Here is a 21,441-nt window from a genome sequence, read left to right as displayed (position 1 = left end):
GATGTCTGCATCATGCAAGGGCAAAACGGAGGCGTCAACCGTTATGTAGTGATTTTTTTCAGTCACTACATATTGTCGGACAAAACGGATTGGAATGAAAAAACGAGGCCGGGACACGCCCCTCAGGCCAACGGCTGCGGGCTCTGGAAGCGGTAGAACGTGCAGGGGTAACCGTCTACTGGCTGCTGATGCAGGGTGAATTGATTGCCCGTGAGATCAGGCATCACTTTGGCCCAGAACCCCCGTGCAGGCGGGTTCGCATCGATGTGGAAAATCTGCCATTGACCGGGGAACTGCCTCAAGAGGGCGGAAATGACAAACTTCGCGACACCTTGGCCACGGAAGCGCCGACTGACAAAAAAGTAACCGATGTTGTACTCGGCCCCGTCGAGATGGGTGTTGTCATCCACGGTCACGAAACCGGCCAGCTCGCCGCCGACCCGGATCATAAACGCTCGGGTCGCGGGCTTGCGCCAGTAATCGAGTTTGGGCCGGATGTTGAAAAAACCATGCTCACCCAGTTCCAGCGGTAGCCATTCGCTGAAGTCGTAGACGTAGAACTGCATCAGGTTTTCGAGGGTGTCGAAGTCGTCACGCTGGGCGGCGTGCAGTTCTATCGAAGGCATTGCGGGGCGCTCCAGGTTACGCAGGGCCATCCGTGTCCCTGTCAGGATCACTCAGTGCGGCGCGAAGTCATACTGGCCACCTTTCTTCAGCGCAGCAATGTAAGCCGGGCGCCCCTGGAAGCGTTGGACCCAGGCCGCTACATGCGGGTAGTTGGCCAGTTTGCCTTGGGCCCGGGCGATCTCGCCGATGAAGCTCATCTGGATATCGGCGGCGCTGAACTCGTCACCGAGCAGGTAATCGGACTGGCTCAGTGCGGTGTCGAGGTAGCCCAGATAGTTCGCCACTTCCGAGTTGATGCGTGGATGCAGCGGCGCCCCGGCTTCACCGAGGCGTCCGACGTACAGGTTCAGCATCAGCGGCAACATCGCAGAGCCTTCGGCGAAGTGCAGCCACTGGACGTATTCGTCGTAGGCAGGGGTGGAAGGATCGGGTTGCAGGCGACCCTGGCCATGACGGCGGATCAGGTAATCAATGATCGCTGCGGACTCGATCAGCTTCTGCTTACCGTCTTCAATGACCGGCGATTTACCCAGCGCATTGATCGCTTTCAGTTCCGGCGGGGCAAGATTGGTTTTCGGATCGCGCTGATACAGTTTCAGCTCGTAAGGAATCGCCAATTCTTCCAGCAGCCAGAGAATGCGCTGGGAGCGGGAGTTGTTCAGGTGATGCACGATAATCATAAATATAATTCCTGTAGCAGCTGTCGAGTGAAACGAGGCTGCGATGTCTTTTCAGAACAGGCAGTCGCCGGGCTTGAAGAACACTAGACCATCCCGGTCCGTTCGAAGTGCCATCAAGCCTTGCTTGTCGGTTTCGCGGCGCGTTTGCTGCCCGTCGAGGGTTTGTGTGTCGCCGGTTTGCGTTTTTTCTTCCACGGTGCGGCACCACGCCCGGCCGGGCTGGCGGGGCCGCTGATGGTCAGGCTCAAACCGGCGCAACGGGCGACTTGTTTGCTCATCCACGCCGCCTGTTTGGTGACGAACTCTTCCAGGCTCATTTCGCCGCTCTGCACCATGTCCAGCGCCTGTTCCCAGATCGCGGTGGTGCCGGGGTCGGCAATCGCGCGCGGCACCGCATCGATCAGGCTGAAAGCTGCCGGGGTAGCGGCCAGCGCTTTGCCGTTCTTGATCAGGTAACCACGGTCGAGCAAGCCCTGGATGATCGAGGCGCGTGTCGCCTCGGTGCCGATGCCGGTGGTGTCCTTGAGCTTCTGTTTGAGCAGCGGGTCTTCCACCAGTTTGGCCACGTTCTTCATGGCCTTGATCAGGTCGCCTTCGGTGAACGGCTTGGGTGGCTGCGTCCACAGGTCCTTGAGCTTCACATCGGCGACTGCGCAATCCAGTCCCTCGGCCAGTGCCGGTAATGTTTGTGGCGCAGGCGCCTCACGGCCCTTGGCAGGGGCGAGGGCTTCCGGCAGGGCACGTTTCCAGCCGGGCTCGACGATCTGTTTGCCGACGGCACGCAGGGCTTCACCGGCGCAGTTGAAGTCGGCCTGGGTGCGGTCGTATTCATGATTGGGCAGGAACTGCGCCAGATAACGGGCGCGGATCAGTGTGTAGACCGCCCGTTGCTTGCCCACCAGCCGTTCCAGATTCTTCGCCGCTGCCGTCGGGATGATGCCGTGGTGCGCGGTGACCTTGGCATCGTTCCAGGCCCGGGAGCGCCGTTGCGGCTCCAGGTAATCGTTCAGCGCGTTCAGGGACGGGTCGGCCTGACGCAACGCGGCGAGAATGCCCGGCGCCTCGCTGTGCTGACTCAACGGCAGAAAACCACAATCACTGCGCGGGTAGGTGATGACTTTGTGGGTTTCGTAGAGTGCTTGGGCGATGTCGAGGGTTTCCTGGGCGCCGAGCCCGAGTTTCTTCGAGCAGACTTCCTGCAAGGTGCCCAGATCGAACGGTAACGGCGCGACTTCACGCATGCGTTCGGTGCGCAGCTTGATCACGCGCGCAGTCGCTGCGCTGGCAAGCGCTTGAGCCGCATTTTGCGCGAGGCCCTGATTCAGGCAGCGATCCTGATCATCACAAGCGTCGGACGCCGCGCGCCACTGAGCGGTGAACGCCGTGCCCTCATGCAGCAGCTGCACGTCGATGGCCCAGTAAGCCACGGGGACGAAATCGGCAATGCTGCGATCGCGGTCCACCACCAGCCGCAAGGTCGGCGTCTGCACCCGACCTACCGGCAACACGCCCTGATAACCGGACTGACGGCCCAGCAACGTAAACAACCGGCTCATGTTCATCCCAATCAGCCAGTCGGCCCGGGAGCGGCCCAGCGCCGAATGATAAAGGCTGAATGTTTCGACCCCCGGTTTCAGCGCAGACAGTGCCTTGCGGATCGACGCATCGTCCAGCGCCGACAGCCACAACCGGCGAATCGGCCCGCGATAGCGGCAGTGCTCGACCAGTTCGCGAGCGATCATCTCGCCTTCGCGGTCGGCGTCGGTGGCGATCACCAGCTCATCGGCCTCGCCGAGCAAGCGTTTGACGGCTTTGTACTGGCTGGCCGTGCGCGGCTTGACGGTCATCTTCCATTTCTCGGGAATGATCGGCAGGTCGGCCAGTACCCAGCGTTTGTAGCGCGCGTCGTAGGCGTCCGGCGGTGCCGTTTCCAGCAAATGGCCGATGCACCAGGTCACCGTGACGTCTGTTCCCAGCCAGCAGCCATCGCCCCGACGCTTGGCGCCGAGCACGGCTGCAATGTCTTTGGCCTGGGAAGGTTTTTCACAGAGGTACAGCCGCATAACCACCATCGTTCATCAAGTGTGCAAGAGGCGCACAGAATGGCCGGTGATGAGCGCCGGATCAATCTTTATCTGTATGGATGTACAGCAAAGCTGTTGCGTCGGGTTGCGGCGGTCAAAACGGCCCGTTCGGCTGCGGGGCCGTGGCGATGCCGAATTTTGGGTTATACCTGACAGTTGTGGTCTCAGGTTTCGGGGCAACTGCGCACGCCATCAAGGGCGGGCCACGCTCCCAGGTTCATCACCGTCATGAGGAACGTATTCCATGAAAAGCTCCGGTCCCAGTCCTGTCATCACCATCGCCGAGCAGCCGGGCTGCCTGCTGGTGAAGTTTCATGGCATTCAGGTCGCCGCGTCCGCGCGTGCCCTGGTGCTGTTGGAGGCCAATTACCCGCCGGTCTACTACGTGCCGCGAGAGGACATCGACGAAAAGTATTACGCCCGCACCGACCACACCAGCTATTGCCCCTACAAGGGCGATGCCACTTATTTCAGCTTGCAAGTCCCGGGGCATGAAGGCGCGAATGCGGTCTGGAGCTATGAGAACCCTAAAATATCCGTCGATCAAATTCGCAATTACGTGGCGTTCTACCCGGATCAGGTGAAATTCGAGTTGCTCGATTCCGAGGTCTGAGGATCGTTTCGCCAAAGGGTGTGGCGAGGGAGGCCCTCGCCACAACGCCCGGTCAGTTTTTATCGAGATCGACGTTCTTGGTCTCGCGCAAACAGATCATCCCCACCACCAGGCTCACCGCGGTAATCACCACCGGGTACCAGAGCCCGTAGAAGATGTCGCCGGTGTAGACCACCAACGCAAACGACACGGTCGGCAAGAACCCGCCAAACCAGCCATTGCCAATGTGATAGGGCAGCGACATCGAGGTGTAGCGGATGCGTGTCGGGAACAGTTCGACCATCAGCGCCGCCAGCGGGCCGTAGCACATGGCGCTGATGATGATCAGCGCGACGATCAGCGCCACAATCATCGGCTTGTTGATTTGCTGCATGTCAGCCTGCGACGGATAGCCGGCCAGTGTCACCGCGCCACGCAGGGCCGCTTCGTCGTAACCGTCGATTTTCACATCACCGACACTGACCTGTACGCCACTGCCTGCGGGTGCTTCGGCGCTCGCGTAAGGCAGGCCTTGTTTGACCAGGAAGGTTTTGACCTTGTCGCACGGGCTATCAAATTTCGCCTTGCCCACCGGGTCGAACTGGAACGTACACGTCGCCGGGTCGGCCAATACGGTAATCGGTGCCTGACGGCTGGCCTGGTCAATGGCTGGGTTGGCGTAATGCGCCAGGGATTTGAAGATCGGGAAATACAGCGCGGTGGCCAGTAGCAGGCCGATCATCAGCACCGGTTTGCGCCCGACCTTGTCCGACAGCCAACCAAAAAAGATGAAGAACGGCGCGCCGATGATCACGCTGACGATCAGCAAGCCATTGGCCACTGCTGGGTCCATCTTCAGGAATTGGGTGAGGAAAAACAGCACGTAAAACTGCGCAGCGTAAAAGGTTACCGCTTGCCCGGCGTTGATGCTGAACAGGGCAATCAACACGACCTTTAGGTTTTCCCACTTGCCGAAGGAATCACGCAGCGGCGACTTGCAGAGTTTGCCTTCCTCTTTCATTTTCACGAAGGCCGGCGACTCGTGCAGGCTCAGGCGAATCCAGGTCGAGATGCCCAGCAAAATGATGGAAAACAGAAACGGAATGCGCCAGCCCCAGACTTCAAACTGGTCGCCAGTGAAGTAGCGGCAACCGAGCACCACCAGCAGCGAGAGCAGCAAACCGAGGGTCGCCGTGGACTGAATCCAGCTGGTGTGGAAACCGCGTTTGCCTATCGGTGCATGCTCAGCGACATAGGTGGCCGCACCGCCATATTCACCGCCCAGGGCCAGACCCTGAAGCATGCGCAGCACCACGAGGATGATCGGCGCGGCGATGCCGATGCTCGCGTAGGTCGGCAGCAAGCCGACGCAGAACGTCGCCAGGCCCATGAGTACGATGGTTGCGAGGAAGGTGTATTTTCGACCGATCATGTCCCCCAACCGACCGAACACCAACGCCCCGAAAGGCCGCACGATGAAGCCTGCGGCGAACGCCATCAGCGCAAAGATGAACGCCGTGGTGTCGTTGACCCCGGCGAAAAATTGTTTGCTGATGACCGCCGCGAGGGCGCCATAGAGGAAAAAGTCGTACCACTCGAACACCGTCCCCAGTGACGAGGCGAAGATGACTTTGCGGGTGTCGTGGGTGATCGCCGCGACGGGCGCGGCTTCCAGGGTCTGAACATGTTCTGACATATCGGTATCCCTCACAGTGATTGTTTTTGTTGTTCCACTGGTGTTGCGTGTTCCATGTAGAGCTCAATGCTCACAAGCCAAGCTCATTACCCTTGTAGGCGTGAGCCGGCTCCGGGCGGCGTTCCGACGATAGCGGTGTAGCAGTCACCATAGATGTTGAATCTCAGTCAGTCATTGCGAGCAGGCTCGCTCCTGCAGGAATGGTGTTGGCTGTTGATTCGAGGATTAGCTGGGCGGCTTTTTCAGCAATCATCAACGTCGGCGAACAGGTATTGCCCGAGGTAATGCGCGGCATGATCGAGGCATCAGCTACACGCAAACCGGGAATACCCCGGACCCGCAACTCGGCATCCACCACCGCTTCCGCGTCATTACCCATCCGGCAAGTACCCACCGGATGGAAAATGGTCGTGCCGATTTGTGCAGCCGCCTCGTGCAATTCCTCTTCAGTCTGCAAACGGTCACCGGGCAAATACTCGACCGGTTTGAACGCATGCAGCGCCGGCGCAGCAACGATGCGCCGGGTCAGGCGAATGGCATTAGCCGCCACGCGCAAATCTTCCGGGTGACTCAAATAGTTGGGTTGAATCACTGGCGCGTCCTGCGGGCTGGCAGAACTGATGTCTACTCGGCCACGGCTCTGCGGCCGCAGATCGCAAACCGAGGCAGTAAAAGCAGGGAAGGGGTGCAACGGCTCGCCGAAGCGCTCCAGCGACAAGGGCTGCACGTGATATTCGAGATTCGCCGAGGTCTGTTCCGGTCCCGAGCGGGCGAAGGCCCCCAGTTGACTCGGCGCCATGGACAGCGGGCCGCTGCGGTCATAAAGGTAGCGCAAACCCATGCCCATCTTGCCCCACACGCTGCCGGCGATCTGGTTCAGCGTTCGCGCATTTTCCAGTTTGTAGATCAATCGCAATTGCAGGTGATCCTGCAGATTGCCGCCCACCCCCGGTAGCTCATGGGCGACGCCGATCCCAAGTTTTTGCAGCAGCGGACGCGGACCGATCCCCGAGCGCTGAAGGATGCCCGGTGAGCCGACAGAGCCGGCGCACAAGACGATTTCCTTGCGCGCCTTGAAGGTTTTCGCCTGACCTTGCCAGCGCGTTATCAGCGCTGAAGCGCGACCGTTTTCCAGCAACACGCGGTCCACTTCGACGTCGGTCAGCACGGTGAGATTGACGCGATGGCGGACCGGTTTGAGAAATGCCTTGGCCGCGTTCCAGCGGATCCCGGCCTTCTGGTTGACCTGAAAGTAGCCGCAGCCTTCGTTATCGCCCTGGTTGAAATCATCAATGCTGGCAATGCCGCTTTGCTCGGCAGCGTTGCGGAAGGCGTCCAGAATCGGCCACGACAGCCGCTGCCGCTCGACCCGCCAGTCGCCGCTGGCGCCGTGAAACTCGGAGTCGCCGGCAAAATGGTTTTCGCTCTTTTTGAACAACGGCAACACGTCGTTCCAGCTCCAGCCCGGATTGCCATCGGCAGCCCAGCGGTCGTAGTCGCCGGCCTGGCCACGCATGTAGATCATGCCGTTGATGGAAGAACAGCCGCCGAGCACTTTGCCGCGTGGGTAACTCAGGGCGCGACCTTGCAGGCCGGCTTGCGCCTGGGTCTTGAAACACCAGTCGGTGCGAGGGTTGCCGATGCAAAACAGGTAACCCACGGGGATGTGAATCCACGCATAGTTATCGCGGCCGCCGGCTTCGAGCAGCAGCACCCGGTGTTGCGGGTTGGCCGACAGTCGATTGGCCAGCAAACACCCGGCCGGCCCGGCGCCGACCACGATGTAGTCGAATTCATCCAGGAGAGTCTTCATCCCTGACCTCGTCTTGTTGTTCTTGTTGTCGGTCATCCTAGTTGTTCGCTTTCGTCAAAAGAATGTTAGTTTTTGCGCAGCCGCTGTGCGTTTTTAAACAGCATTGCCTCAAGGACGGATCATGTTCGACTGGAATGACCTGCGGTATTTTCTCGAGTTGCAGCGCAGCGGGCGTTTGCTCACCGCTGCCCGTCGTTTGAACACCACCCACGCCACAGTCGCGCGGCACATCGAGGCCATCGAAAAGAGCCTCGGCACGGCGCTGTTCGTTCAGCATGCCCAGGGTTACGAAATGACCCCGGCCGGCGAAGCGCTGCTCAAGCACGCCGAAGCCATGGAAAACGTCGCGTTGTTGGCCCAGGAAGAAATCACCCAGTCCACCGCGCCGCTGGGCAAGATTCGCGTCGGCGTCACGGAAGGGCTGGGCATTATGTTTCTCGCCAGCCGCATGAACGGCTTGTTCGAGCGCTATCCGGGGCTGGAAGTGGAACTGGTGGCGGTGCCGCGCTTCGTCAGCATCCTCAACCGCGAAGCCGAAATCAGCATCCACCTCGAACGCCCGGCCGCCGACATGCTGGTCACCCGCAAACTCACCGACTATCGACTGGGGCTCTACGCCAGCCAGGCGTATCTCGACCGATCACCGCCATTGCGCAGCCGCGAAGACCTCGGGCGCCATGCCTGGATCGGCTATGTCGACGATTTGCTGTTCAGCCAGGAATTGATGTTCCTTAATAGCTTCTGCCGCAATCCACGGGTGGTGTTTCACAGCACCAGCGTCATCGCCCAGCAACAGGCAGCGCGCTCCGGGTTGGGGATTGCGGTGTTGCCTTGTTACATGGCAAGTGCAGATGCGGACCTGGTGCCGTTGTTGCCGGACGAAAGTATTGAGCGAAGTTACTGGATCAGTACCCGGCGCGAGTTGCACAAGTCGGTGCGGCTGCGGGTGGTTTGGGACTATGTGGTGGGGTTGTGTGAGGCGGAGCAGGGGTTGTTGCTGGGATAGCCAATCGCGGCCACTCTATGGCCTGACGACAAGGAGCGTTATCCGACACTCCGTCGTGATAAAGGGAGCTTGCAACATGGCCGAAGAGACAAAAGTAAAAGGACCGGCGTCGTACTTCCCGTCCATGGAGAAAAAGTATGGGCAGCCGATTAGCCACTGGCTGGCGTTGCTCGGAACAGTGAGCGACAAGAGGCACATGGAAATCGTGGCGTGGTTGAAAGATGAACACGGCATGGGCCATGGCCATGCCAATGCGTTGGTCGCGCACTATCTGGCCGCCAACAAGAAGTGACCGGGCAGGGGGGCAGGGCATGTTTGTGCCCCCCCGATCCCTCAAACAAAACACAAAACCCTGTGGGAGTGAGCTTGCTCGCGCCCACAGGGATTTCATTTGTCTGGCGCTTAAACAACGAAATTCCCGCCCGTTTAAACGAAGCCTCCTGTTACCAGCCAAAGGCTACAACGCCTTGCGCCATCGCCTACGGGTAAGACAGAATCCGCCGGCTTGTGCGTCTGGGGCGCGGGTTCTATCGTGGCTGGGTCACTGAAAAACAGTGATCGGGTTTGGTAGCCCAGTATGTCCAGGCGTATAGCGCCACCTTTTACAGAGATCGTTTTAATCTCTGTTTTTTATGGTGCCCATGCGCAGGGCTCCCTCGGGAGCGCCGGGTTCCTGGACCGGTCTACCAACCTGTGTATGGTCACCACCATTCGTTTGGTAGCGAAGGGTGATGGCTCCTCAATAGTTCTTCCAGGAGTTTCATCTATGTTCAAACCAACACCCAACCCGCCCGACACCGATCCGGCATCGCCCTACGAATCTATCGATTCGAAAAAACTCCACGAAGCGGCCGAACGCGCCCTCGACCACTACCTCAACCCGGCCGCCCAGATCATGGCCAGCACCCACGAACCTGAACCGATGTTCCTCGCCAACCCCAAGTGCGACTCAGAATCCCTGCTGGTCAACGCCAGCGAATCACTGGGCTCGGCGACCACCATGCTCAGCAATCTCGCGGCGTTGTTGGAGAACTCACACCGCAAGACGCTGCTGGGGATTACGCAGGTGGTCATGCTGGGGGAACTGGCGGTGAATCAGGCGCTGGATAAGGTTGAAGTGAAGGAGTAAGCACGGCCCCTCTGTGGCGGGAAACTGATTGCTCGCCACAGAGCGCACCCACCAATCGCACCCAGTCAACGCTGATTCCATCAAGGAAGATAAAAACCATGAAACTATTATTCATCACTTTTCTAGGGGGGTTGTCGTTAGCTCAAACATCACTATCCTTCGCTGAAAATGTTAATGGAAAAAACCTCTATTTACAGCGATGCGCCATGTGTCACGGAATAGATCTCAAAGCTACAGGGCCATTGGCTAATAAAAGCAATCCTCCTACACCTGATCTAACAACCTCCGCTTTCAAAAAACGATTAAATGATTATCCGGGCGTGATTGTGTCATCGATAATACTTCGTCCCAATGGAGACTTAATTCCAAAAACGTTACGAGAGAACGGTGTAAAGCTATCGCCGTACTCATGGAGCATTAAAGATCTGCGCGATTTGAATCAATACATGGGGGGTGTTATTTCAAAAAATCGGTGATGTTTGAGATGAGAGACAGGCACAGACAGCTAAAAGCCATTTCAGGTTTGAGGACGTGTGGGGCAATGCAAATGAGTCAGCCGACCTCTCGCAGGTAAATCGCTCATGAGCAATCTCGGAATACAACCTCGGGCGGCTCATCGCATCCAGCAGCAGTCGGCTGCGGTTGTGACAGGCAAATAAGGGCCAGAAGCGATCATCGTAGCTGACCATCGCAGGATTGACATGACTGCCTTAGTCAACCATATAATTGCCTTAAGCAACTATTTTGGGATTCTCATGTCCGCAGCCATTATTAAGCGCGCCGAAACAGTACGTCGCTTTAACCGGTTTTACACACACCAGATTGGCGCACTGCAAGAGCATTTGCTTCAGGCCGAATTTTCGTTGACCGAGGCTCGCATCCTTTATGAATTGGGCGCCAGCGCTGGCCTGAAGAGTTCAGACCTCTGCCAGTTGCTCGGCCTGGACGCCGGTTACGTCAGCCGGGTCATCGGTGGATTCGAGAAAAAAGGCTTGATTGCCAGGACTCGCTCGGCAAGCGATGCCCGAGCCTCGCAAATCCAGCTAACCGATTCTGGTCGCGCCACGCTGGCCTCGCTCGAGCAAGCCGCCCGTGAAGAGGTCGTAGTGATGCTGCAAGGCTTGCCTGAGCCACAGCAAGAGCAATTGACTCAAGCCATGAAACGGATACAGACGCTATTGGGCGACAGAGATCGCTCCTACCTCCTACGCGATCCCAAGCCAGGTGATATGGGAATTGTCGTTCAGCAGCAAGCTGAACTTTATGCCCGCGAATACGGATGGAATTCGGAGTTCGAAGCACTGGTTGCAGAAATAGTCGCCAAATACCTTCGTGAATTCGATCCGTCCTGCGAGCGATGCTGGATCGCGGAAAAAGATGACAAGGTCATCGGTTCGGTCTTTGTCGTCAGACATGACGAGACGACCGCCAAATTGCGGATGCTGTACGTGGATGCAAGTGCCAGAGGCATGGGCATCGGCAATCGATTGCTCGAAGAAAGTCTCCGTTTTGCACGGGACGCCGGTTACAAAAGCATGATGCTCTGGACAATCAGCGCACTTTCCGAAGCCCGAAAGCTCTATCAAAAAGCCGGTTTCCATTTACTCGAAGAGGAACAGGTACACAGCTTCGGTAAAGACCTCGTCAGCCAGACCTGGGCTCGGGATCTGTAGTGGATTGAGGGCACTCAGTGGGGTTTGCCAACGGCCGCAAAAGGTTGTGGATTCAACCGGTCGATGCATGAAAAAAGTCGAGATTCATCAGATCACGCACCTGCCGCCACAGATTCTGGCCTTGGAAAAAGACGCAGTTGGAGAGGGTTTCAGGTTTCTCACTCGACTGATTGGGGCGCAGACATTCAAGGTCTGGCCTAACCCGGCGCTACGCGGCTTTTCGCCCGGCGCGCCCTATCGATCGATACGTTAAGCCCCAGGCTTCAGATGCGCCTAAGTGTCAGCGAAACATCTTCCCTCGTTTCCAACCCCAATACTCCAATCGGCAGCGTGACGTCTGAAGCTGACGCGCCGGCAATCCGAGCGGTATTAATAAAATAAAAACTACCTGTTCTGCGCCTGAACGTCGCGATGGAGTTCGCGCGACTTCGCACATGACTCGGTTTTCTGATCTGGCTCAACGTATCTACCGTACCTGGGCGTAGTGTTTGCAATAACGTTTCGTAGACACGGCGGAAATGGGTGCTCACGTCCTTTACGGTTTTCAGTGTGTTTTTGAGATGTTTTTGCCTTTTTCATACTTTAAAGGGTGTCCGATGAAAACCTCATATTTCGTAGCAACGACAATCCTCGCCGCAGGCTTGTCTGCCCTTGCATCTCCCGCCAACTCGCAGACACTCGAAAAAATTGCCGACAGTAACAAAATCACCGTGTCTTACCGGGAGGCATCGATACCTTTCAGCTACTTGATCGGTCCTACCGAAGCGGTGGGTTTCTCAGTCGATTTAACTGATGCCATCGTTGATGATGTGCGCAGGCAGCTCAAGAGGCCGAACTTGGAAGTGGCTTACATTCCTGTGTCTTCGCAAACCCGCATTCCGTTGCTGGTTAATGGCACATACGATCTGGAGTGCGGATCCACCACCAACAACGCTGCGCGTGGCAAGGACGTGGCTTTTGCAATTAGTCATTTCTACACCGGCACGCGCCTATTGACCAAGAAGACCTCCGGCATAAAGAACTACGCCGATCTCGCAAAGAAGACGGTCGCCAGCACCGTCGGCAGCACGAACGAGAAGGTTCTCCGCCAATACAGTGCCGACAACAATCTAGACATACAGGTCGTCTTGGGCAAAGACTATGACGACTCCTTGGCGCTGGTTGAAAATGATCGTGTCGTGGCGTTTGCCATGGACGATATTCTGCTGTTTGGCCTCATGGCGAACTCCAAAAATCCCGATTCGTACGAAGTCGTGGGTGATGCGCTGCAAGTCGAACCCTACGGCTGCATGCTTCGCAAAGATGATCCTGAATTCAAGCAATTGGTCGATGGCACCATCACCCGCCTCATGGAGTCGGGCGAATTCGCAAGGCTGTACACCAAGTGGTTTCAATCACCGATTCCTCCAAAAGGAATGAATCTGAATATGCCGATGAGCGAACAGCTCAAAGCCAATCTCAAGGCGCGCAGTGACAAACCAGCGCTGTAAAGCTTGACGAGTACCTGAGCAAATGACACAGAAGTCCGACTTGACTCGGTCATTGCGAGCAGCTGCCGGCTCCACATCGCATCGGGTCGGCACTAAGGCTCGTTGAGAGCGGTTCCAGCCGCAAACTCAGATTAGAGTGGGCTCTATTCACCTAATTGAGTACAAAGCCGATCGGTTGCGTCATCTCATACTCGCGAGACCTTACTTAAACGGTGGGAGGCAACTCCCGTGTCATGTGCGGTAAAGACGTGCGTGGCGAGCTATCCGGAATAGCCAGCGTCGCACGTAACCCGCCTTCCGGTCGGTTGACCAGCGTGATGTGTCCGCCCAGCCGGGTCGCGATCGTGTTGACGATGGTCAACCCCAGTCCCGCGCCTTGTACATTGCCGCGGCTGTAAAACCGTTCGAACAACCGCTCGCGGTCCGCTTCATCAATGCCAGGGCCCTGATCCTCGACACTCAGCAAATAGAAGCCATCGGCCTGACCTAACTGCACGGTGATCACGCCTTTATCAGGGGAAAAATTTACCGCGTTGCTGATCAGGTTGTTCAGTGCGATGTCGATGGCGGCAGCGTCGGCCACCACTTTGAAGGGGCGGTCCTGGACGTCGAAGGCCAGCTCAAGATTTTTACTCAGTATCCAGGGCGTCAGCTGAGCCAGGCTGCCGCGCACAATTTCGGCCAGGTCGATGCCGTGCTGCAGCGGCGCCGTGGCTTTGGGTTCCAGGCGAGCCATGGTCAGCAATTGGTTGACCAGGCGGCTGGTGCGGTCGACGCCGGCGATCAGAAACTCAAGCGAGTCACGGCGCTCTTCTTCGGTGCCAGCCTCCAGCAGATTTTGCGCATGGACCCGCAGCACCGCCAAAGGCGTGCGCATTTCGTGGGCGGCATCGGCGATGAAGCGGTGTTCGCGGGCCAGCACTTCCTGAATCTGCGCCAGCATGCGATTGAGCGCTGCTTGCATCGGCTCCAGTTCACTGGGCAGCGGGGTCAGTTGCAACGGTTCCAGCGAGCCGCTGTGCCGTGCCCGCAACGTCGCCGCCATGTTTTCCAGGGGCTTGAGACCCCAGCCAATAGCGATCCAGATCAGCACCGCCAGAATCAAGCTGCCCAGTACATTGGGCCACAAGGTATGGCGCATGATCCGATCCACCAGGTCCGCGCGCACGTCGTCCCGTTCGCCGACCCAGATTTTCAGCTCATTATGTTTGTCATCCAGCAGGAACGCGCGCCAATGGCGGTTGTTCAGGTCGATCACATCACTGAAACCGGGTGTCGCTGGCGGTGTGCTGAAAGAGGGCGCGCTGGCTGTGTGCACCAGCACTTCGCCGTGCCGATTCCAGACCTGAAACGCCAATTTGCTTTCATAAGGATGGCCGTCGACCCTGGGGTCTGCTTCGCCCAAGGCTTTATTGAAGGCCTGATACAGGTCGGCGTGTTCCTTGTTGGCCAAGGGCATGCGCATCACGCCTTGCAACAGCCGGGCGTTTTGAGCGAGCTGGGCGTCATAGACTTCGGCGATTTCGTGATTGCTGTCGTGCAGATTGAACAGGCTGATCACCGCGACGCCGACCAGCATCAGGCCAATGATGAGCGTGAGGCTGCGGCGTCGAATCGACGTCATCGACGCTCCTCCACCAGATAACCGACACCGCGAATGGTGCGGATCAGGTCGGTGGAGAATTTTTTGCGCAAGTGGTGGATATGCACTTCCAGGGTGTTGCTTTCGGCTTCCTCGCTCCAGCCATACAACAACTGCATCAGGTGATCGCGGGTCATGACCCGGCCTGGCGGCGAGAGCAATTCGTGCAGCAGCTGATATTCCTTGGGCGTCAGTGCTACCGGTTCGCCGTGATAACTGACTTGCTGGGTGCCAGGGTTCAGGCTGATGCCGGCGTGCTCGATCAGCATTTGCGCGCGCCCGACACTGCGGCGCAGCAAGGCCCGCAAGCGCGCCTTGAGTTCTGCCAGGTCAAAGGGCTTGATCAGGTAATCGTCGGCCCCGGCATCCAGCCCGGCAATGCGGTCTTCAGTCGCGTCGCGCGCGGTGAGGATCAGCACCGGCAGGTTGGAACCGCTGTCACGCAAGCGCCGCAATACCTCAAGCCCGTTCATGCGCGGCAGACCGAGGTCGAGCACGGCCAGGTCAAACGTTTCGCTCAATAGCGCGTGCAAGGCGCTGGCGCCATCCTGTAGCCAATCGACGGTGTAACCCTCGCGGCCCAAGGCCTGATGGATGCCCTCGCCGAGGGCAACGTCGTCCTCGATCAGTAATAAGCGCACACGAACTCCTGTCAGTCGAGTTTCTTGTTCACGTCCACCAGCAACGCTTCAATCTCTTTGCGTCGCCCTGCGTCGGCGGTTTCCCGTCCAGGCCTTGGCGCTGCCTGCAACGCTTTCTGCAGCGCGCTTTTGGCTTCGTTGTAGCGCTTTTGACGGTAGAGGTGATCGCCCCAGAAGTACAGACTATCGATGCCGTCCGGGTTGAGTTGCAAGGCCTGTTTGAGCAACTGTTCAGCTTTGTCCGAATCACCAAAACCGATGGGCCAGCCCGGCACTCGGTCATACAGTGCGCCCAGGCTTGTATAGGCCGAGCCTTGCAAGGCTTTCGGGTCCAGGGTCAGGGCTTTTTCCAGATCGGCTTTTGCTGCCTTGACCTTGCTCAGCGCACCGAGGCCGCCCTGGGCACCGGCCCAACTGCTTTTGACGATGCCGGACCAGATCCAGGCTTCTGCCACCGACTGGCGTTGCTGGGTGAACGCCGACGCCTGGGCCGCCAGTTGTTCAAACGCTGCAGTGCGTTGCGCTTCGGGCACTTCGTATTGAATGTGCGCCCAGCTTTGCTGGATGCCCTTGAGGCGTTGCTGGTCGGCGGGGTCGAGGGCCCAGACACTTTGGCTCAAGGCGCCGAGTAGCAGGCAAGCGATGACTTTTTTCATGGTTTCAAGTGCTCGTTGTCAGGTTTTTCGCTCAGACGACGGATCAGCGGCAATTGCTTGCGCAAGCCCTTGTCCACCAGATGGGGCAGCAGGCTGTTCAGGCGCACGAAAAAACGCTCCGGCCAGCCCAGGTACAAATCGCGGTGATCACCGGCGATGGCATGGATCACGGCAGCCGCGACCGTTTGCGGATCATCGACGTTGGCCTTGAGCGCATCGTTCAAGGCCTGCGCCGCCGGACTGTTCATACGAGTGCGGGTGGCGCGCGGGGCGACATACAACACGTTGACGCGGGTGTCCGCCAGTTCCCGGCGCAAGGCTTCGGAAAACCCGCGCAGGGCAAACTTGGTGGCGCAATAGCTGGCATAGCCGGGGTAGCCGATGGAACCGTAGGTTGAGCCGACGTTCACCACCATCGCGCTTTCGGCTTCCTTGAGCAGCGGCAGCAAGAGTTTGGTCAGGCAGATCGGCGCGCTGATGTTGACCGCCATCATTGCGTGGATTTCGCTGTCCTCGAGTTGTTCGAGCATGGCGAAGTGATTGATTCCGGCGGCGTTGATCAACAGGTTGATCCCGCCAATGGCTTGGGCAGCAGCCAACACCTTGCGCCGATCGGTGAGGACGGTCAGGTCCGCGCCGATCCAGCACAGCTGCTGCGGATAGCGCGCCAGCAACGGTGCCAACGGTGCCTCTTGCCGCGCGACCGCCAGCACTCGGGCACCGCTGGCGCACAGGGCGGTTGCGATCGCCAGGCCGATGCCACCGCTGGCGCCGGTGAGTACTACACGAGCTTCAGACAGGCGCATGCAATGTCTCCCCGTCGCGTGGCAAGCCACGGAACATGTCGGTGTACAGCGTGTACACCACTTTGGACGCGTGAATGACCGCAGCCTGGTCGGCCGGATCATCGAGGGTGTTCATCAGGCGGCGATAAGTCTGCATGTGCTCGATATCCAGGGAGCCATGGGAGCTGAGGTAGCTGAAGGCACTTTCCGGCAAGTCCAGCCGCTCGCGAATACTGCCGGCGGCGTGAGTGGCCAGGGCGATGCTGGTGCCTTCCAGCACGTTGACCATCCCGAACAGGCCGACCGGGTTGTCCCGGGCAATCAGGTCGTAGAGAAAACTGACCATCAACTCGATGGGCAGGCTCGGATGACCGTCGCGCACCGCAACCTTGTCGCCACCGCAGGCCTCGATGTCATTGAGGATCCATTGTTCGTGGCCGTATTCATCCTCGATGTATTCGCAAACGGCTTTGCGCAGCCATTCCAGACGCAATGGCAGACGCGCGCCGCAGGCCATCATCAACGGCACGGTGTGGCGTACGTGGTAATAGGCTTGCGCCAGGAAGGCGCGGTAGCTTTCCAGGCTGACCTTGCCCTCGAGGGCGTCGACAATGATCGGCAGATTGAACAGCGCATGGCGTTCTTGTTGCGTGGCTTCTTGCAGCCGGTCGAAAAAACTCATGATGCGGATTCCTCGGAAAATGCAGGTTCAGACAATTGCGCCCGGTAACGCTCGACGATGGCGTCGCGGCGCAGTCGGCCATTGGCAGTGAGCAAGCCATTGGCGGGAGTGAAGGGTTGATCCAGTCGGGTCCAGTGATGGACCTGGGCGTAGTCGGGTAAGGCTTCGTTGGCCTGGGCGACGGTGGCGGCGAGTTCGTCGTCGGTGCAGTCCGGGCGCGAGGGCCAGAGCAGCGCATGGTTGTAGGGCAGGGCTTCGCCGTAGACGAAGGCCTGGGCGATGTGGCGGCGCTGGGTCAATTCGGACTCGACCCACTCCGGGTTCACGTTGCGCCCGAAACTGGTGACGAATTGATGTTTCTTGCGCCCGTTGAGGTAGAGAAAACCTTCGGGGTCGAATTCGCCGAGATCACCGGTCGGCCACCAATCATCGGAGGGCGGTGCTTCGCCCAGATAGCCCAGCAACGTCGAACCCTTGACCAGCACTTCGCCGTCCTCGGCCAAGCGAATCTCTACATGGGGCAGGGGCTGGCCCACGCTGCCGGAACGGCGAGCACCGGGACGATTGAGGCACACCACCGAGGCGCACTCCGACAGTCCGTAGCCTTCGTAAACCGGCAGGCCGATACGTCTAGCACGGTGCAGCAACTCCTCGGACACCCGTGCGCCACCCACTGCGGCAAAAACCAGCGTGCCGGGGTTGAAGGCTTTCTGCTCGGCGGCGCTGACCAACATTAGTAACAGCTGCGGCACCAGGATCAGGCTCTCGGGGGCGCGGGCGGCCAGGCAACCGAGCAGCTGTGGCACGTCCACTCCGCTGGCCCCTTGAATGCCGAGGGATTTCTGGCTGGGCACGCTCAAGGTTGCGCCGGCATACAACGCGGCATAACAACCGAGGTTTTCCAGCAGGATCGCCAAGGGCAACAACGCCAGGTGATGTTGCGGGTCGGTGGGTTTGCTGGCCTGATCCAGTTCGCGAGCGACCGTCAAAATACTCTCCGCGCTCAGGCACACGCCTTTGGGCGTACCCGTGGTGCCGGAGGTGAAGGTCAGTTTGGCGGTTCCCTCGGGCAGGCGGTTCGGGTCCTTGAAGCTCCGGCACCAGAACCCGTCGGCTTTCTCGTAGCCGGCCTCCTGCAGTTCGGCCTCCAGCTGCGGCTCGGCAATTACCCGTTCGGCGTGGCTCTGTTCCAGGCAGTGGCGGCGCTGGGCGGGGCTGAAAAACGGTGGCAACGTCAGGCAGGTCAGGCCTTCGAACAACGCGGCCAGGTCCCAGAGCATTGCGTCCACGCCATTGTCCAGGGCCAGCGCAAGCACCCTGACGCGTTCATCGCGCAGACGCTGCTGGCGAGTCAGCACTTCGGCGTACAGCGTGGCGTAGTCCACCTTCACCTGATCGCCCCACAAGGCAATCGCACCGGGCGTGCGTTCGGCATGGTTGCGCAGGGTCTGTTTGAACCGTTCGGTTTCAGGCGACATGGCTGGACTCCTCGTTGGACGTTGGCAACCCCAGGCGACTGAACATCCCGCTGTTGTGCAAATGAATGAAGCCGGCGCGGATGTTGCCCACGTGTACCCAGGGCTTGCTTTCGTAATAACTGCCCCAGTGGTGGCGCTCATCACCCAGCCGCTCGGGATCGGCGGCGCACAGCGTCACGGGTTTCAAGCCCAGGCGATGAAAGCTGTTGACCAGACCGACATTGCCGGTGAACGCCACCCATTCCAGGCCACCCATGGCCAGAAGGTAGGTGATGGCGATGATGCTCATCCGTGCGCTGCCGGTGTCACTGGCGGCCAGGTTGCCGACTTCGACGATGCCGGCACGGTCCACGGGGCAATCGGCGGCCGCGCTGATCAGCGGGTCGATCGATTCGTCCAGATAACGCTCCAGAAACAACTGCCCAAGACTCGCGAGACGAATCCCGGCCACCGCACAAAGTTCGCCCCCCGCGTTGCTCATGCCGAACAGTTCGGGCATGAAATGACGGATGTCGGCACCGTGGGCCTTGCGAAAGCGTTGCTGGATAAAGTCTTCAAAGAGGGGGCGGCGGGGCTCGTCCGGCAGCGCTCTGTGCAAACTCATCTGTTCGGTTTCGGATTGGCCGAAACGCAGGGGGAGCGCGATGTTCCACTCAAAATCGGGCATGGGAAGACGCCTCCACGGGTCAATTGAGGAAGAGTATCGAAGGCATTGCTTAAGAGAATCTGAAGGTGGAAAAAGGAGGAGGGCACCGGTCTTCAGACTGCCTTAAGACTTGGCAGGCAGTGTGCGGCCAGTCAGTTCGGTGACACATCGGACCCAGGTAAGGCGAATGACTCGCCAGCCGGCAACAACTTTACGAGGCCCCTTATGACTCGCGACTCAGCTGCACCTCGCTATGGAAAACTGTCGATGATCATGCACTGGCTGATGCTGGGCTTGTTTGTCGGCGTCTACACCAGTATCGAGCTCAAAGGCATGCTCCCCCGCGGGCATGCGTTGAAGGGCCTGTTTCTGGGGTTTCATGGTCTGTTCGGGTTGAGCATTTTCATATTGGTCTGGGTGAGGCTGCTGGGGCGACTCACGCCTCGTCCGCCCATCACCCCGGCATTGCCCCTGTGGCAGACCGGTATTTCGCACCTTATGCATCTGGCATTGTACGGATTGATGATCGCCACCCCGCTGCTGGCCTGGCTGATGCTCTCGGCCGGCGGCAAGCCGATGCCTTATTTCGGGTTCTACCTGCCGTCATTGGTGGCGGTTGATCCTGATCTGGCCCGGCAGTTCAGGCATTGGCACGAACTGCTCGGCAGCGCCGGTTACTGGTTGATCGGTTTGCACGCGGCGGCGGGGCTGTTTCATCACTATTGGGTACGCGACAACACCCTGACGCGCATGCTGCCGGGCCGATCCGGCAATGCGGTAAATCAGCGGCAGCGATGATCTTGAAATGGGTGCGGTACGGCCAAAACGACGGTACACAAATTATTGAAGCCCCCTGAATACCCATCAGAAAAAACACAAATCCTGTGGGAGCGAGCTTGCTCGCGATGGCGGTTGCACATCCAACATGGATGCTGACTGACACATCGTCATCGCGAGCAGGCTCCAAGTACGACACCGAATCCCTGCTGGTCAACACTGCGGTGAATCAGGCGTTGGATAAGGTTGAGGCGAAGGGGTTAGGACGATCCCTCTGCGGGGCGGGTGCTGTCGTTGTGGAGGCGCAGCGGTCGCAGCTCAAAGTATCGAAAAACCTTGGAGAGACCTGAGTTCACGTTGCGAGACGAGGTACATCAACAGCACAGACATTGGGATAGGTTTGTGGGAACTCGTCAGAGAAACAGTCTCGCCCTTTCTTTCCCCTTGCTGTTCTCAAGTTAAGTAATGAAAAAGAGTTTAGTTATAAGAAGATGTTTCTTGTGCCTGTTATTTCTGACAGTGTATCAGGTTAAAAAATAGAGAAATAATAGAGGCTCAACAAACGAAAGGAGTTTTAAAATGAATGGCGACTTCGAAGCTTATAAGCGTAAAGTTGAAGAGAGTTGTAGGAGTGCCCCGCCCGTTGACCACTACAACCGGAACTCACCTCCGACGTGGATCGAGAATATGCAGAAATTGAATCATCAGCCTGGGGGCGTTGTACGTGTGGATGCAATGGCGGGTGGAGTGATTTTTCCGATAAGCTGTAATAACACGAGAAGAGAAAAATCCTAAAAGAATAAGTCATTTTACTCGTCGAATATTAGAGAAAGGGGGGTGGCTAATTGATTGCCCCCTTTTGGTTTTCAGGGATAATTACGCTCCAATAACCGAAGTTCAATAAAGCGGCAGTCTTCAAGGGGGTGCACCTGTAGTGGTCTAATGAAACCGGACACCCATTTAGGCGAGAATGCTCGCCCGATCGAGGTGTCAGATGACCAAACAACGCCGTTCCTTTTCTGCTGAGTTCAAACGCGAGGCTGCCGACCTCGTGCTGAAGCAAAACTACAGCTACATCGAAGCCAGCCGTTCACTCGGCGTCGGCGAGTCGGCCCTGCGCCGTTGGGTTGATCAGGTTCAGCAGGAGCGCCAAGGCGTCACTCCGCAGAGCAAAGCGCTGACCCCGGAACAGCAGAAAATCCAGGAACTGGAAGCCCGGATTGCCCGCCTTGAACGGGAAAAATCGATATTAAAAAACCGCCTCCCCGGCGCTCCGCGGCCCATTGGATTAGAAACACTGCGTTCTACACTGATCCTACTGGACAGTGGTCGCTGGCTTTTTGG

Annotated in this window: 21 protein-coding genes and 1 pseudogene; 10 read left to right on the top strand and 12 right to left on the bottom strand. The window is 58.3% G+C overall.

Annotation, left to right across the window (positions count from 1 at the left end; translation table 11 throughout):
- Positions 1-122: 122 nt before the first annotated feature.
- From J2X66_RS00110 to J2X66_RS00100, 3 genes are all read right to left on the bottom strand, one after another.
- The gene (locus J2X66_RS00110) at positions 123-626 is read right to left on the bottom strand and encodes a GNAT family N-acetyltransferase (RefSeq protein ID WP_310259256.1); all 504 of its coding nucleotides are present in this window, start codon (positions 624-626) and stop codon (positions 123-125) included.
- A gap of 51 nt (positions 627-677) precedes the next feature.
- Complete coding sequence (locus J2X66_RS00105; RefSeq protein ID WP_310259253.1) at positions 678-1,307, bottom strand: glutathione S-transferase; 630 nt, start codon at positions 1,305-1,307, stop codon at positions 678-680.
- Between the two features lie 113 nt (positions 1,308-1,420).
- The gene (locus tag J2X66_RS00100; RefSeq protein ID WP_310259250.1) at positions 1,421-3,370 is read right to left on the bottom strand and encodes a DNA topoisomerase III; all 1,950 of its coding nucleotides are present in this window, start codon (positions 3,368-3,370) and stop codon (positions 1,421-1,423) included.
- 265 nt (positions 3,371-3,635) lie between these two features.
- Here J2X66_RS00100 and J2X66_RS00095 point away from each other — a divergent pair, with 265 nt between their 5' ends.
- Positions 3,636-4,004: a DUF427 domain-containing protein gene (locus J2X66_RS00095; RefSeq protein WP_123435845.1), complete on the top strand. Its 369-nt coding sequence runs from the start codon at positions 3,636-3,638 to the stop codon at positions 4,002-4,004.
- Between the two features lie 52 nt (positions 4,005-4,056).
- Here J2X66_RS00095 and J2X66_RS00090 read toward each other — a convergent pair whose 3' ends face one another.
- Complete coding sequence (locus J2X66_RS00090; protein ID WP_027925330.1) at positions 4,057-5,679, bottom strand: MFS transporter; 1,623 nt, start codon at positions 5,677-5,679, stop codon at positions 4,057-4,059.
- Positions 5,680-5,842: 163 nt separating this feature from the next.
- A complete protein-coding gene (locus tag J2X66_RS00085) occupies positions 5,843-7,492 on the bottom strand; it encodes a GMC family oxidoreductase N-terminal domain-containing protein (RefSeq protein WP_310259240.1) in 1,650 nt (549 codons plus the stop codon).
- Positions 7,493-7,613: 121 nt separating this feature from the next.
- Here J2X66_RS00085 and J2X66_RS00080 point away from each other — a divergent pair, with 121 nt between their 5' ends.
- The 7 genes and pseudogenes from J2X66_RS00080 (at position 7,614) to J2X66_RS00050 (ending at position 12,790) form a co-directional block, all read left to right on the top strand.
- Positions 7,614-8,498 carry a LysR family transcriptional regulator gene (locus tag J2X66_RS00080; protein WP_310259237.1) on the top strand — a complete coding sequence of 295 codons (885 nt, stop codon included), beginning with the start codon at positions 7,614-7,616 and terminating at the stop codon, positions 8,496-8,498.
- A 76-nt stretch (positions 8,499-8,574) separates the two neighbouring features.
- Positions 8,575-8,790, top strand: coding sequence for a DUF4287 domain-containing protein (locus J2X66_RS00075; protein WP_310259234.1), 216 nt, complete (start codon positions 8,575-8,577; stop codon positions 8,788-8,790).
- A gap of 474 nt (positions 8,791-9,264) precedes the next feature.
- Positions 9,265-9,627, top strand: coding sequence for a DUF6124 family protein (locus J2X66_RS00070; protein ID WP_310259231.1), 363 nt, complete (start codon positions 9,265-9,267; stop codon positions 9,625-9,627).
- A 98-nt stretch (positions 9,628-9,725) separates the two neighbouring features.
- Complete coding sequence (locus J2X66_RS00065; RefSeq protein ID WP_310259227.1) at positions 9,726-10,103, top strand: c-type cytochrome; 378 nt, start codon at positions 9,726-9,728, stop codon at positions 10,101-10,103.
- A 279-nt stretch (positions 10,104-10,382) separates the two neighbouring features.
- Positions 10,383-11,300: a bifunctional helix-turn-helix transcriptional regulator/GNAT family N-acetyltransferase gene (locus tag J2X66_RS00060; protein ID WP_310261401.1), complete on the top strand. Its 918-nt coding sequence runs from the start codon at positions 10,383-10,385 to the stop codon at positions 11,298-11,300.
- Between the two features lie 67 nt (positions 11,301-11,367).
- Positions 11,368-11,472, top strand: a pseudogene (locus J2X66_RS00055) (GNAT family N-acetyltransferase); the annotation flags it as partial.
- A gap of 424 nt (positions 11,473-11,896) precedes the next feature.
- Positions 11,897-12,790 carry a transporter substrate-binding domain-containing protein gene (locus J2X66_RS00050; RefSeq protein WP_310259224.1) on the top strand — a complete coding sequence of 298 codons (894 nt, stop codon included), beginning with the start codon at positions 11,897-11,899 and terminating at the stop codon, positions 12,788-12,790.
- Positions 12,791-12,995: 205 nt separating this feature from the next.
- On the opposite strand, the gene J2X66_RS00045 is transcribed toward J2X66_RS00050, so the two are convergent.
- From J2X66_RS00045 to J2X66_RS00015, 7 genes are read right to left on the bottom strand one after another with little or no spacing between them, the layout of a single operon-like run.
- Entirely contained in the window at positions 12,996-14,414 is a 1,419-nt protein-coding gene (locus tag J2X66_RS00045) for an ATP-binding protein (RefSeq protein ID WP_310259221.1), read from the bottom strand.
- The gene (locus J2X66_RS00040; RefSeq protein WP_310259219.1) at positions 14,411-15,073 is read right to left on the bottom strand and encodes a response regulator; all 663 of its coding nucleotides are present in this window, start codon (positions 15,071-15,073) and stop codon (positions 14,411-14,413) included. Before J2X66_RS00040 ends, J2X66_RS00045 begins: the two co-directional genes overlap by 4 nt.
- A gap of 11 nt (positions 15,074-15,084) precedes the next feature.
- Positions 15,085-15,729: a tetratricopeptide repeat protein gene (locus tag J2X66_RS00035; RefSeq protein ID WP_310259216.1), complete on the bottom strand. Its 645-nt coding sequence runs from the start codon at positions 15,727-15,729 to the stop codon at positions 15,085-15,087.
- The gene (locus J2X66_RS00030; RefSeq protein WP_059181038.1) at positions 15,726-16,535 is read right to left on the bottom strand and encodes an SDR family oxidoreductase; all 810 of its coding nucleotides are present in this window, start codon (positions 16,533-16,535) and stop codon (positions 15,726-15,728) included. The genes J2X66_RS00035 and J2X66_RS00030 overlap by 4 nt, the downstream gene beginning before the upstream one ends.
- Positions 16,522-17,196, bottom strand: coding sequence for an iron-containing redox enzyme family protein (locus tag J2X66_RS00025; RefSeq protein ID WP_310259211.1), 675 nt, complete (start codon positions 17,194-17,196; stop codon positions 16,522-16,524). Before J2X66_RS00025 ends, J2X66_RS00030 begins: the two co-directional genes overlap by 14 nt.
- The gene (locus J2X66_RS00020) at positions 17,193-18,674 is read right to left on the bottom strand and encodes an AMP-binding protein (RefSeq protein WP_310259209.1); all 1,482 of its coding nucleotides are present in this window, start codon (positions 18,672-18,674) and stop codon (positions 17,193-17,195) included. Before J2X66_RS00020 ends, J2X66_RS00025 begins: the two co-directional genes overlap by 4 nt.
- A complete protein-coding gene (locus J2X66_RS00015; protein WP_310259205.1) occupies positions 18,664-19,341 on the bottom strand; it encodes a thermostable hemolysin in 678 nt (225 codons plus the stop codon). Before J2X66_RS00015 ends, J2X66_RS00020 begins: the two co-directional genes overlap by 11 nt.
- A gap of 204 nt (positions 19,342-19,545) precedes the next feature.
- On the opposite strand from J2X66_RS00015, the gene J2X66_RS00010 reads away from it, so the two are divergent.
- Together J2X66_RS00010 and J2X66_RS00005 are read left to right on the top strand one after the other, a co-directional pair.
- On the top strand, positions 19,546-20,118 hold the full coding sequence (locus J2X66_RS00010; protein ID WP_310259202.1) for a cytochrome b: 573 nt from the start codon (positions 19,546-19,548) through the stop codon (positions 20,116-20,118).
- A gap of 973 nt (positions 20,119-21,091) precedes the next feature.
- On the top strand, positions 21,092-21,441 hold a 350-nt coding region (locus tag J2X66_RS00005), incomplete at its 3' end, for a transposase (protein WP_310259200.1).

The organism is Pseudomonas sp. 3296 (genome assembly GCF_031456615.1).
GTDB lineage: Bacteria > Pseudomonadota > Gammaproteobacteria > Pseudomonadales > Pseudomonadaceae > Aquipseudomonas > Aquipseudomonas mucoides.
This window is presented reverse-complemented; position numbering and strand designations above follow the sequence as displayed.